The following is a 12,050-nucleotide window of genomic DNA, read 5'->3' as shown; positions in this document are numbered from 1 at the left end:
GAAGGTTTCGGGAGCTTTTCATCGCATGAAGAAAATCCGTTAGCAATTTCGAGGAGTCTGCGCGCCTTTCACTGAAATTCACCATTTTTTACATAACATAAAACTCCCATTCTAATATAGAAAAGATGAGGCACATGAAGATTACGTTGGAACGGAGCATTCCTTTTACAATAAAATTTATTGGGGCAGTCATCGTCTTTTGGGCGGTGTTTTTTGCTGCTATGGTGTTTGGTGCAGCTGATACAACCATTAGAGATGTATGGTTGGCTTTAACTTCACCAGGAACAAGTGGAGATAACATCCTGATCATCCGCGAAATAAGGCTACCACGTGAGGTTGCTGCAATTTTTGTTGGAGCTGGGTTATCGGTTGCAGGTGCCATTATGCAAGGGATGACAAGGAACCCTCTTGCAGACCCAGGACTGCTTGGTTTAACAGCTGGAGCGAATGCTGCACTTGCTATCACACTGGCATTCTTGCCTTCTATTAATTACTATGGCATTACCATTGCTTGTTTTATTGGAGCCGCAGTAGGGGCTATTATGGTGTTTGGTTTAGGCGCCATGAAAAAAGGCGGATTTTCCCCTCTTCGGATCGTCCTTGCAGGTTCCGCCGTTTCTGCCTTTCTATTCGCCATAGCGGAAGGGATTGCGTTGGCCTTTAAACTGTCACGAGATGTCTCTATGTGGACTGCAGGGGGAATTATCGGGACGACATGGGGTCAATTGCAGTTGATTATTCCATTAATTACTGTTGGCTTGCTTGTGGCTCTTTACCTATCCAGACAACTGACCATTCTTAGTCTCAGTGAGGAAGTTGCGGTCGGGTTGGGGCAGAAAATTGCAGCGGTAAAAGCGGTATTGTTTGTTGTGATTATATTATTGACTGGTGCTTCTGTTGCACTTGTTGGAAACATGGCATTTATTGGACTAATGGTCCCTCATATTGTCCGCGCCATCGTGGGAACGGATTACCGTTTTATCCTGCCGATGTCCGCGATAGTAGGCGCTACCTTCATGCTTTTTGCTGATACTCTGGGACGCACCATAAACGCTCCTTTTGAAACGCCGGTCGCAGCAATCGTAGCAATGGTCGGTCTCCCCTTCTTCCTTGTTATTGTCCGTAAAGGAGGGAAAGCATTCTCATGATCCATCCGTCTATTATTCGTAAACAACGTATTATTGTAGCTCTTTTATCTTTGCTTATCGTGACTACCATTGTTGTTGGTATCGGTGTAGGACCAGCATCTCTGTCCTTCGACAGGTTAATACCAACCATACTAGGTCAAGGGAGCTTTAAAGAGGAGTTTGTTTTGTTTTCTATCAGGCTTCCACGAATTGTCATCACACTCCTTGCCGGCATGGCGCTTGCATTATCTGGTGCGATTCTTCAGGGAGTTACCCGTAACGACTTGGCGGACCCAGGAATTATTGGAATAAATGCAGGGGCCGGTGTGGCTATTTCTATTTTCTTCTTGTATGTTCCTATTAACGTTGGTTCCTTTGTCTATATGTTACCGGCGGTTGCATTTTTGGGGGCGCTTATTACGGCTATGTTGATTTATCTGTTCTCTTATCAGCGAAATGGCGGGTTGCAGCCTGTCCGTCTGGTGTTGGTCGGAGTAGGGTTTTCCATGGCACTATCCGGTATGATGATCATCTTGATTTCCTCTGCTGAGCGTGTAAAAGTGGATTTCATCGCCAAGTGGCTGGCAGGTAACATTTGGGGCACAGACTGGCCATTTATACTAGCTTTGTTGCCTTGGTTACTTGTATTGGTTCCTTTTACGTTGTATAAAGCCAACCGTTTGAATTTGCTTGGCATGAGTGAGCCTGTGGCAATTGGGGTTGGGGTATCTCTTGAAAAAGAACGCATGATTTTGTTGTTGACGGCTGTAGCATTGGCCGCTTCTGCGGTCTCTGTGACCGGTGGGATTGCTTTTGTTGGATTGATGGCTCCACATATAGCCAAATCACTGGTTGGTCTTAGAAACCAACTGTTCCTCCCTGTAGCAGTCTTAATTGGGGGATGGTTGTTATTGTTTGCGGACACGATGGGACGAAATCTGATTGACATCGGGATTCCAGCAGGTATCATGGTCGCGTTGATTGGAGCACCTTATTTTATGTATTTGTTGTTGAAGAAGTGAGGTTGGGAAGATATAAGGGGGCTCTGTGTTACCGTTTGGACTGCTGTGGAGGTGTTTGGGTGTTGATTAGGACTCTATGTTGCCTTTTTGGCTCCTGTGAAGTTGTTTCGGGCGTTGAGACGACCTCTCTACTACCGTTTTCTCTAATGCGAAGTTGTTTTCGGGCGTTGAGACGGCCTCTCTACTACCGTTTTCTCTAATGCGAAGTTGTTTCGGGCGTTGAGACGGCCTCTCTACTACCGTTTTCACCACTGCGAAGTTGTTTCGGGCGTTGAGACGGCCTCTCTACTACCGTTTTCACTACTGTGAAGTTGTTTTGGGCGTTGAGACGGCCTCTCTACTACCGTTTTCACTACTGCGAAGTCTATTCAGTCCTTGAGACGACCTCTCTACTACCGTTTTCACTACTGCGAAGTCTATTCAGTCCTTGAGACGACCTCTCTACTACCGTTTTCACCACTGCAAAGTTGTTTCGGGCGTTGAGACGAAAAAAAGGGGTCTGACCCTCAGTGCTTTAAAGCGCTGAGGGTCAGACCCCTCTTTACCCCTTTAACTCATCACCAAGTCACAGGCTCTATTCACCAGTTGCCCCTCATCAATGTATAATATCCGGTCGGCAATGGCTTTGGCGTCTGCAAAGTCGTGGGTGACGAAAATGGAGGTGATGCCTGTTTTCTTCAGGATTTCTTTTAACTCGTCGCGAATTTTTTCCTGAAGATGCGCATCCAGATTACTAAACGGCTCATCGAGCAACAATAGAGACGGTGCCGGTGCCAACGCTCGAGCCAAGGCTACACGCTGCTGCTGTCCTCCACTAAGCTCATATGGATAACGATGCCCGTAATCAGCCAAGTTAATCAAGCTAAGCATTTCTTCTAGTCGCTCCTGCTTTTGCTTCCGGTTCATTTTTCGCAATCCGTACTTAATGTTTTGGGCTACAGTCATATGCGGAAACAACGCGTAGTCCTGGAACACGACCCCGATACCACGTTTTTCCGGGACAATGAAGTTCCTTGGATCAAACATTACTTCTCCATTTATTTTCATGCTTCCTAAGGTTGGATTTTCAAGCCCAGCGATGATACGTAGCAACGTACTCTTCCCACTTCCACTTTTTCCAAGAATAGATATAATCTCTCCACGGTCAATATCCACCTGAATTCGATCGAGTGTATTCTTTTTTGTATTTTTATATTGGAACTGCAAGTCTCGGATCTGGATAAACATTAGTTTGCCTCCTTATCAAGCACACGGTGAAAAATAAAGATACATAATGCACTTATGAAGATGATCATCAGGGAAGCAATGGAAGCTTCCTGCACGCGTTCATCATTTGCATATTTGAAAGCTTGTGTCGCAAGGGTTGAAAAATTAAATGGTTGCAAAAACAAGGTTAACGGTAATTCTTTTAATATATCCACAAAAACTAAGATGAAGCCGCTGGCGATGGCACCACGTAACAACGGAAGGTCTACCAAAAAGAACGTCCTAAACGTTGACGCACCTAGCATCCTAGAAGTTTCCGAATACCTGTTACCCACTTTTTCGAACCCCGCCTCAATGTTATTAAAACCAATAGCAAGGAATCGTATCACATAAGCAAAGATCAACATAATCAAAGTTGTTCGCAGCACAAACTCAGGTTTTAAATTAAATTGCGCAAGGAACGTCACAATATACTGATCTAATGAAATAAATATTGTAATGACCGCAATTGCGATCGCAGCTCCGGGAATGGAGTATCCGAGTGTTGTCACTCTAGAGATAAACTTAGTCAACAGACCTGATTGCAACCTTGTGTAGTTAGATATAATAAGTGCCACCAATATAATAATAAGAGAAGCAATAGAAGCTACAAACACGGAGTTTTTTGCAAGTATGATAAATTCTGCGTTAAATACTTTTTCATACGTCATAAATGCCCAGCTCAACAGCTGTAGCAAAGGTATGATAAATGCAATGGTAAACACTCCGAAACAATAAGCGAATACACCCCAAGCTTTTGCTCCAGTAAGCTTCTTCGGCTGAATGGGACGAACCTTTGAGGAGGGATCAAAGAATTTCTTTCTTCCCCTCACCACTCTTTCAAACATTAGAACAACCATTACCAACACCATTAGAGTTCCTGCTAGCTTCAAAGCAGAATCAAGATCCATCATCCCATACCAAGTACGAAATATGGCCGTACTGACCGTCTGAATGCCAAAATAACTTGTAACACCATAATCATTTAGCACTTCTAAAATAACTAGGGTCACACTTCCTACGATTGCCGCTCTTGAAATCGGCAAAGCTACTCGGAAGAACGTATCCACATCGTTTCCGCCTAGCAATCTCGCATTCTCGAGTACCGACGCTGACAGGTTCTGAAAAAAGCTCCTCGTAATCGCATAAACGTAAGGAAACAAGGTGACCGTAAAAATGAAGATAGCCCCTTGCATACTCATGATATCGAAGTAAGCCTGATTCACCTGTATATCAAACACGTTACGTAAGGTGGTTTGTACGACACCTGTATAGTTTAGGATACCGTGAAACGTATAAGCCGCAATGTATGGCGGTATAGCCAATGGAAGGATCAACGCCCATTTTAGAAAGTTTCTCATTGGAAACTGATAAATAGTAATCAACCACGCAAGGCTTGTGCCAATCAACATGGTTGCCAGTGCAGTAAAAATAATAATCACTGCGGAATTTTGTACATAATCCTTTAATAAATATTCTCGTATATGATGCCAGTTGTCGTTTCCTTCTGTAAAAAATTCAACAGCTATGAGTAAATTGGGAATTAATATAATCGCTATAAAAAGAAGACTTGCAAGCGCCCATCCTTTATGATGTACCCTTGACCAATGGAACCTGTTCACAGATGACACATCCTTCGTTGCCTCTTTGTTTCTCCATTCTAAATTATAACGAAAATCATTCTCAAATGGAACAAAAGATTCCAAATAAATAGAACCGAAGCACTATCTAGTATGCTTCGGTTCAAGGTTTGTTCATATTTACTTATTTCCAACCAACTTCATTGAAGATGCGAATCGCCTCTTGTTGGTTTTCACCTAACTTAGAAAGGTTGATATCTTGCTCTTTAAATTCACCCCAAGATTTTAATAGCTCAGAAGGTTCTACTTTCTCATTTACAGGGTATTCGGAGTTAGCTTCCGCAAATTGACCTTGTGCCTCTTCGCTGCTTAAGAACTCGATGAACTTAATTGCATTTTCTTTATTTTTCGCATGCTTTGTCACACCAGCACCACTAATGTTAATATGTGCACCAGTTGTTTCTTGGTTGGGGAAGAATACGCCAACACTTTCTGCAACTTTTTTCTCTTCTTCATCTGTTCCATTTAACATACCACCAAGATAGTACGTGTTCATGATCGCAACATCCGCTTCTCCTGCTGCAACAGCCTTCGCTTGGTCACGGTCTCCACCTTCAGGGTCACGAGCCATGTTATCTGCAATTCCTTGTGCCCATGCTTTTGCTTCGTCTTTACCCATGATGTCAATAAAAGATGCTAAAAGAGACATGTTGTACATATTCTCAGATGTTCTGATAACTACACGGTCTTTCCATTCTGGTTCAGCCAAAGCCTCATATGTCGAAAGTTCTTCTGGGCTTACACGCTCTTTATCATATACGATAACACGCGCACGCTTTGTTAAACCAAACCAATGATTGTCAACATCACGTAATTTTTCTGGGACATTTTCAGCTAGGACATCACTCTCAACCGCTTGAAGTAATTCAGCTTCTTTTGCCTGATGAAGGTTACCAGCATCTGAAGTAATAAATACATCTGCTTCTGTAGCTTCCCCTTCAATGTTTAAGCGTTCCATAAGCTCGTCGCCTTTGCCTTCTACCACGTTCACTTTTATGCCTGTTTCTTCTTCAAACTTTTTGTAAAGCTCTTGGTCCGCTTCGTAGTGACGGCTAGTGTATAGGTTGACAACTTCTCCTTGCTCGTTCGTTGCTTCTTCTTTGTTCTCTGCCCCATTGTTATTGGTGCTGCTCACACAGCCTGTTAAAGCTAACATTAAAGCTAGCATCATACTTAAAATGACAGTAAACTTTTTCACTATGTACACTCCCTATGTATGTAATTTCATTAGAAATGATAATCACTCTCACTAACTATTGTAATGATAATCATTTTCAAGTCAATACTATTTTGAACATTTTCTCAAAATTTATTTGTGTTCCACGTGAAACGTATAAAGGCGCAACTACTTTTCTGACTTCACCTTCATCTATTCTATTTAAGATCCTTCTGCCACCTTGCATATCCTCCAAGCATATTACGTACATCTTTTACCCCTTTTGCCTGCAACAAACATCGTTAAGCTTTCTGGCCATCTTTCCGTTGCTAACCACCATCTATTTCAATCTTGCCGATTACTTTATTATTGAGGACACTGCGGAAGGCGCTTTTGACTATTTGCTTCTGCACTGGTGGATGTTGATTATTCTTTTTGTACTGGCCATGGTCATCTCTGTGGGCATCGGCTATTTGCAGACAACCGTGAAGTATGGAAACTACGAAATTAGTGATGACACTGAGCGTATCTATATAAAAAAGGTGTCGGAAGCACAAACAGCTTTGCTATTTCCAAAGAGAAAGTACAAGCAGTGGTGGTAGAGCAATCTCTCTTAAAACGCCTGCTCGGACTAGCTTCAGTTAAGCTCATCAGTGTTGGTGAAATGAAAACAGAAGAGCAAGAAACAAGCTCCCTCTTCCCTTTCATGCCAAAGCAAAAAGCCTACTTGCTGTTGGAAACGCTATTACCTCACTATCCCATTCAAGAGAAAATGGAACGTTTTCCAATCAAAGTGCTGTGGTACAAGCTCTTGGTGCCATACTACTTTACGATCATTGCAGCTGTCGGTCTTTTCTTATTTAAAAGAGAGTGGCTCTGGGCTGCGGGCGTCGTCTTTGCTATCTCACTGATAACACGTGTGCTGGATTATCTTTTCACCAGCTACCTTCGCCAAGGGAACACTGTCCAGATCCGAAAAGGCGGACTCACCAACGAAACATTTATCACCCACTACAACCGTATACAACAAGTTTCCGTAGAACACTCCTGGTTGCAACGCCGGTTCGGGATTGCAACCTTGTACTTTCAAAACCGTGCAAACCCGCTTCATATTAGTGAACTGAACGGAGTCTCAAAAGAGGAAGCCGGGGAGTTTTATAACTGGTTTAAAAGGAAAAGGGAGAGGTTGGTTAGGCGGGAGAGGGTTTCATAGAGTATTTAAAAAGCAAGGCCCAAGACGGGCCTTGCTTTTTTATTTATTATTCAAATACGCAACAGCCTCTTCAAACTTATCGGTATAAAATTCCGCGTTTTCGTAATCATACATGATCTTATCCTCTGCTATCATATACTCATCTGGATGGATTGCATTAAACAGCCAGTCCCACCAGTTCTTCCGCTCCATCTCTTTTATCGCCTGATTCACTTTATCTTCATGAACTCTTAGAATTACAAAACGCGGAAACGAAGAAGGTTGTTGTTCAGGGAACTTTCTTTGCAATACTTCCCATTCCTTTACGTAATGACCGACTTTAATTTCACTGACAACCCCAACACCTATCTCGTCACTGAAGGGCTCGGCAAGCTTGTCATACTCCACTTGCGATAATTCATTTTCTACCAAAATGGCAACAGCGTAATCTTCATATTTCCTTTTTTTTTTAAACATGTACACCCTCCACCTTTCTGTTTTTATCATTGCATGCTAGGAAGGCTGTTTTGTTTTTACCCGCTGGACAACACCCAGTATTTCCTCCATAAGTGCCTGTCCCTGAGACTGCTTTGTCTCAAGCATTTCCTTTCCGTTCTTTTGGACCATCCTTAAAGTCCAGTTGGAAGAAGGAGAGGTTAACAAATGCATCCCTTCCACTCTCCACTGCTCGTCTTCACGGTAAAAGGTCATAAGCCGGTTGGTATATTTTTTTCTTTGAATGGCAAGCTCAAATTGCTTTATGAAGGAATCTTCTAATGTTAGAGCATGCCTTTCCGATAGCTCGTCCTTATTTTCAACTTTCATGGTCCCACAATAGATGGTGTATTCCTCTGGTGTAAGGTAGAGACTTTTCCTCTGACGGGCTGGAATATTCTCCACCCCCATCAGCATCCGTGGAATGATTACTTGTTTCCAAGTCCAGTCAGGGGCAGGGTGGCTTTGAAGCTCATATTCCTTTTCGGTGCCTTTAGTCACTTCCACCACCCTGTCTTCACTAAAATAAAATAGACTTTGAGTTGAATGATTGGTCAACACTTCAGTAATCATATTGGACCTTGCCATCACCCACAGTGTCTGGATGAAATTTTCTTCAAACTTCAACTCACCATCCACAAGGTCAACCAGCTCCATTTTGTGCAGCTTCTTGAACGTAGCCTCCCATTCCTGCTCCATGTCCTCCTCGCGTTGTCTAAGGAATGGATTAGGAATGCCAACAAGGACTTTTGCTCCGAGCATTTTGGCTAATAGATAGAGGTCTTTTATTGTCAGGGTCCAGTTCATGAAGCTATTCCCCCTTGATTATTTTTTCTTCTTTTGATACGTTTTTCGCTGAGCTTTCGGAAGTCCAAATTCCGGGTTCACTTTTTTTACAGTTTCATAGTTTTTAAGTATAAAAATGTATCTGTGAATAAAAATAGAGAAATATGCAGTTACTATTGAAAAGAACGACAACAAAAAAATGTAAAAAAGCATTTTAATAGAATTATCATAAACAAGGGTCAGAAACAACTGTGAGAGTACATAGCCTATTCCAGCTGCAGTCAGATATGGAGAAGTGTTATGGTTATACTCCATATTCTGTAGCCTTGCATAGGTACCGCTGTATAGTACCTTTATATTAATAATGTTCATTACTAAGAGTAAGGCTATAAGCAAAATCAAACCAAGAATAAAAGGAAAATAACCCTCTACACCTATAATTGAGTATAGAATTTTTTGTATGGAAAGGAAAAGTACATAGGAGTTTATTATTCCATATACACCAAAGAACAAATAATAAGAACGTTCATATTTATATGGAGCTATTATGTAAAGACATGCCCAGATATGTATAAAGATTGTAGGTATCAGGGCAGCTAATAGAAAACCCTTATTAAAAGGTACAGCTAAGATTGGAAAAAAAGCGATTAAATCAAGAAAAATTAGAAGGAAAACGATAATATTACTTCGGTTTTCCTTGGGTGTTTGCAACCTTAAATACGATGTGGTGATAGAATCTATGTCATTCTTCAAGGGGTACATCCTTTCATATTGAGATACCTTTTATACAAAAAATTTATTAATTAAACCATGACCCCACTTTGTCTATAATTCCTGTTGTTCCTTTTTTAATTGCATCTCCTATTGAATCATTTTTCCCGTCCTTATCAAAATCCATAAATTTATAATCATCAAGCACTGAAGACACAAATATCCCTACAGCAGCGCCTACAACTGTTCCCACAGCAAAGCCAACAGGACCACCAGCAACACCCACAATTGCTCCTACTTTAGCTCCTGCCGCAGCCGAGGCAACTATAGATGCGCCAGCTATTGCAACATCTCCTGTTACATTTCCTGCTATCTCACTGCCTGACTGATTGTTTTGCATCCCGTGGACAATATCACCAGCTATAGTTGTCCCAATTCCAATGTAAGTAATCTTGTTTCCTGCCCATTTAAAGGATTCTTTTACATTAGTCGTTGCATCCACAAGTTTAAATAATCTTGGATTATTAGTAGCATTGTGACCAGAGTAATTCCTCTTATCAATGCCATACAATTCGGGTTTGTCTACGGTAATTCTTACTCTTGTTTTTCCTTGGGCAGTAACATAATATGACCGTCGTACCCCGAAGCCTTGCTTAGCTTTATATACATTTTTTGAAGCATTATAAGCTGCTGCAGAAGTCATTACAAAATTAGTTGCTGCATTTGTTGGTTTTTCTCTCCACTGATCAAAATTCAAACCAAGTGTAGGGGTTGGATCCCACTCAAGCGGCACATCCCTTCCCGTATCTGATGCATCCACCCCGTTTGCGACAACGCGGGGATCTGTTGAGAATCCATAGTAAGGATCTCTGCTTCCACCATTCTGAAGATACTTGGGAGCATAGCAGAAGTTCGGATTATAGCTGTCGATGGAGACACTTCCGTTTGTAAAAAGTCCTTGTACTTGCTGGACATACTGGTTCATAAATTGAAGGTTCTGCTCTACCGGTTCAAGGGCACTAGTTTGTGTTTGATCAAATTGGTGCAATTTTTCTATCGTTTTGTCGACATGTTGTCTTGCTGCTTGCACCTGACCTTGGAAAGAAGCATCTTGAATTCTCGGCAAAGATACAATATCCGATATGCTTTGAACCTTTTGATTGGTTTCATCTGCCAGATCCATTACGAAATCTCTTGCTTGGTTCATTGCCTGCTCCACATCATGCTGCAGGAAATCTTCTTTAATGACGCCGTTTGTGGCCGGTTCCACACCGTTTAATTCATTTTTCAGCCCATTTAAAGTAGACTCATACATTTCAATCACTTCTTTGAAAAATTGAAGAAAAGGTTGATGACTATCCTGATAAAATCCGCGTATGGACTGTCCAGCTTGTCCTTTAAATGACTCGTCTAGAGAGGAGAAATTTTGAACCGCAGATTCCAACTGAGATACTTGCTCTCTATGTTGCGACAATTTTGTAAGTAATTGTTCCACACCAGACTGTAATGTTGATATTTCAAGAGTTTTCATTATGACACTCTTTCCGCTACCGGAGCTGCATATTGGAGGAAAGCTGTTGGTCTTTTTCCACCATCTGCTCTACAGACTGTCTGGTCATTTCTTCGTTATGCAACAAGAGGGCCTTATAGTTTTCAGTCAGCTGTTCTAATGTGCGGTTTATTTCATTTAATTTATCGACGACATCTAAACGGTTACCGCTTCCAATTGAAGAGGGGAAAGAGGATGTAAGAGCTTCGGAGGAGGATTTTATTTGTGATAACGCCTGCTCTATCTCACTTTTCTTTATCTTAATTTCTGTACTCATATGGAGACCTCCATTGGTTTAATTGTATCGACTGGCAGCCCTTTCTTCTGCAAGCTGCAACTCTAATGAAGCAATGGTCTGTTTAAGTGAACTGATTTCACGAAGAAGTTGTTGAATTTTATTTTCAATACCTGAGAAGATCGCACTGAATTGGCTTTGCTCCATTTCTGAATAATAATGAAGCATCCCATTTGTACGAATATCTTCAAATCGGTTGGCAAGTGTCCCCTGCCAAGTAAACGAGGAAAGCTCAGGACGTGTGACAGAAGCTCTGAAACTAGCAAACTCCTGTTGTTTGCCTCTTAGTTGACTTTGACAGTCTTGGAGACGCTGAAGATGCTGCTGCTTTTCCCTAAGCAGAGCATTGTAATATGCGATCGACATGTTCATCACCTCATAAGGATCGTATTTATTTTATAGTGAGCCTCTATGTAAAAGGCTGATTGGGTTTGGTTTATTTCTCAATACCTTTTACTATAACATGGAAGAAAAATACCAAAATGATGAAAACTGTTTATTTTCGGGTTGCTTCTGATGGGTAATTTATACTAATTTGTGTGAATGGGGTTTGATTGATGAGAGTAAGTAGATATACACCCTACCGGACGAAAAGCACTAGTTATTTAATAGCACATTATTTGGAAAATGAAACATGGATTTGGGGCTTTTTTGGGTGAGCAGGCATTTGATGGGGAGTCTCTCTTACCGTTTGGGCTTTTATTTATCTGGTTTGGGCGGAGAGACGCTTTCTCTACTACCGTTTGGGCTTTTGTTTATCTGCTTTCGGGCGGAGAAAGGCGCTCTCTACTACCGTTTGAGCTCTTTTCGACCTGCTTCGGGCGGAGAGACG

Annotated in this window: 13 protein-coding genes; 4 read left to right on the top strand and 9 right to left on the bottom strand. The window is 41.7% G+C overall.

What is annotated here, in order from left to right; genetic code table 11:
• Positions 1 to 134: 134 nt before the first annotated feature.
• Together AAV98_RS11545 and AAV98_RS11540 are read left to right on the top strand one after the other, a co-directional pair.
• Positions 135 to 1,148: a FecCD family ABC transporter permease gene (locus tag AAV98_RS11545; protein WP_060665716.1), complete on the top strand. Its 1,014-nt coding sequence runs from the start codon at positions 135 to 137 to the stop codon at positions 1,146 to 1,148.
• Positions 1,145 to 2,149 (top strand): FecCD family ABC transporter permease, encoded by a 1,005-nt coding sequence (locus AAV98_RS11540; protein ID WP_060665715.1) that lies wholly within the window; start codon positions 1,145 to 1,147, stop codon positions 2,147 to 2,149. The genes AAV98_RS11545 and AAV98_RS11540 overlap by 4 nt, the downstream gene beginning before the upstream one ends.
• A 549-nt stretch (positions 2,150 to 2,698) precedes the next feature.
• On the opposite strand, the gene AAV98_RS11535 is transcribed toward AAV98_RS11540, so the two are convergent.
• The 3 genes from AAV98_RS11535 to AAV98_RS11525 all read right to left on the bottom strand — a co-directional run bounded on the left by AAV98_RS11535 (position 2,699) and on the right by AAV98_RS11525 (position 6,232).
• Positions 2,699 to 3,376, bottom strand: a complete 678-nt coding sequence (locus tag AAV98_RS11535; protein ID WP_060665714.1) for an ABC transporter ATP-binding protein — start codon at positions 3,374 to 3,376, stop codon at positions 2,699 to 2,701.
• A complete protein-coding gene (locus AAV98_RS11530) occupies positions 3,376 to 5,016 on the bottom strand; it encodes an ABC transporter permease (RefSeq protein WP_060665713.1) in 1,641 nt (546 codons plus the stop codon). The genes AAV98_RS11535 and AAV98_RS11530 overlap by 1 nt, the downstream gene beginning before the upstream one ends.
• A 142-nt stretch (positions 5,017 to 5,158) precedes the next feature.
• The gene (locus AAV98_RS11525) at positions 5,159 to 6,232 is read right to left on the bottom strand and encodes a Fe(3+) ABC transporter substrate-binding protein (RefSeq protein WP_231687739.1); all 1,074 of its coding nucleotides are present in this window, start codon (positions 6,230 to 6,232) and stop codon (positions 5,159 to 5,161) included.
• Positions 6,233 to 6,246: 14 nt separating this feature from the next.
• Between AAV98_RS11525 and AAV98_RS20270 the strand changes: the two genes are divergently transcribed.
• Both AAV98_RS20270 and AAV98_RS11515 read left to right on the top strand, forming a co-directional pair.
• Entirely contained in the window at positions 6,247 to 6,792 is a 546-nt protein-coding gene (locus AAV98_RS20270) for a hypothetical protein (RefSeq protein WP_156317746.1), read from the top strand.
• Positions 6,783 to 7,403, top strand: coding sequence for a PH domain-containing protein (locus AAV98_RS11515; protein ID WP_060665711.1), 621 nt, complete (start codon positions 6,783 to 6,785; stop codon positions 7,401 to 7,403). The genes AAV98_RS20270 and AAV98_RS11515 overlap by 10 nt, the downstream gene beginning before the upstream one ends.
• Positions 7,404 to 7,442: 39 nt before the next feature.
• Here the strand turns inward: AAV98_RS11515 and AAV98_RS11510 are convergent, their stop codons facing one another.
• The 6 genes from AAV98_RS11510 to AAV98_RS11485 are packed head-to-tail and all read right to left on the bottom strand — an operon-like array spanning position 7,443 to position 11,584.
• Positions 7,443 to 7,859, bottom strand: a complete 417-nt coding sequence (locus tag AAV98_RS11510; protein ID WP_060665710.1) for a hypothetical protein — start codon at positions 7,857 to 7,859, stop codon at positions 7,443 to 7,445.
• A 36-nt stretch (positions 7,860 to 7,895) separates the two neighbouring features.
• Positions 7,896 to 8,684, bottom strand: coding sequence for a hypothetical protein (locus AAV98_RS11505; RefSeq protein ID WP_060665709.1), 789 nt, complete (start codon positions 8,682 to 8,684; stop codon positions 7,896 to 7,898).
• A gap of 18 nt (positions 8,685 to 8,702) precedes the next feature.
• A complete protein-coding gene (locus tag AAV98_RS11500) occupies positions 8,703 to 9,416 on the bottom strand; it encodes a hypothetical protein (RefSeq protein ID WP_060665708.1) in 714 nt (237 codons plus the stop codon).
• Positions 9,417 to 9,462: 46 nt separating this feature from the next.
• Complete coding sequence (locus AAV98_RS11495; protein WP_060665707.1) at positions 9,463 to 10,905, bottom strand: T7SS effector LXG polymorphic toxin; 1,443 nt, start codon at positions 10,903 to 10,905, stop codon at positions 9,463 to 9,465.
• Between the two features lie 16 nt (positions 10,906 to 10,921).
• Positions 10,922 to 11,200, bottom strand: coding sequence for a YwqI/YxiC family protein (locus AAV98_RS11490; RefSeq protein ID WP_060665706.1), 279 nt, complete (start codon positions 11,198 to 11,200; stop codon positions 10,922 to 10,924).
• Between the two features lie 18 nt (positions 11,201 to 11,218).
• Positions 11,219 to 11,584, bottom strand: coding sequence for a YwqH-like family protein (locus tag AAV98_RS11485; RefSeq protein WP_060665705.1), 366 nt, complete (start codon positions 11,582 to 11,584; stop codon positions 11,219 to 11,221).
• Positions 11,585 to 12,050: the final 466 nt, after the last annotated feature.

The organism is Bacillus sp. CHD6a, assembly GCF_001293645.1.
Lineage (GTDB): Bacteria > Bacillota > Bacilli > Bacillales > Bacillaceae_I > Sutcliffiella_A.
Note: the sequence above shows the minus strand (reverse complement) of the source record. Positions and strands in the feature narration are given on the sequence as shown.

Coding starts and splice junctions, on each gene's coding strand:
- AAV98_RS11545 (WP_060665716.1), top strand. CDS start 135: ATGAAGATTACGTTGGAACGGAGCATTCCTTTTACAATAAAATTTATT.
- AAV98_RS11540 (WP_060665715.1), top strand. CDS start 1,145: ATGATCCATCCGTCTATTATTCGTAAACAACGTATTATTGTAGCTCTT.
- AAV98_RS11535 (WP_060665714.1), bottom strand. CDS start 3,376: ATGTTTATCCAGATCCGAGACTTGCAGTTCCAATATAAAAATACAAAA.
- AAV98_RS20270 (WP_156317746.1), top strand. CDS start 6,247: ATGTATGTAATTTCATTAGAAATGATAATCACTCTCACTAACTATTGT.
- AAV98_RS11510 (WP_060665710.1), bottom strand. CDS start 7,859: ATGTTTAAAAAAAAAAGGAAATATGAAGATTACGCTGTTGCCATTTTG.
- AAV98_RS11505 (WP_060665709.1), bottom strand. CDS start 8,684: ATGAACTGGACCCTGACAATAAAAGACCTCTATCTATTAGCCAAAATG.
- AAV98_RS11495 (WP_060665707.1), bottom strand. CDS start 10,905: ATGAAAACTCTTGAAATATCAACATTACAGTCTGGTGTGGAACAATTA.
- AAV98_RS11490 (WP_060665706.1), bottom strand. CDS start 11,200: ATGAGTACAGAAATTAAGATAAAGAAAAGTGAGATAGAGCAGGCGTTA.
- AAV98_RS11485 (WP_060665705.1), bottom strand. CDS start 11,584: ATGTCGATCGCATATTACAATGCTCTGCTTAGGGAAAAGCAGCAGCAT.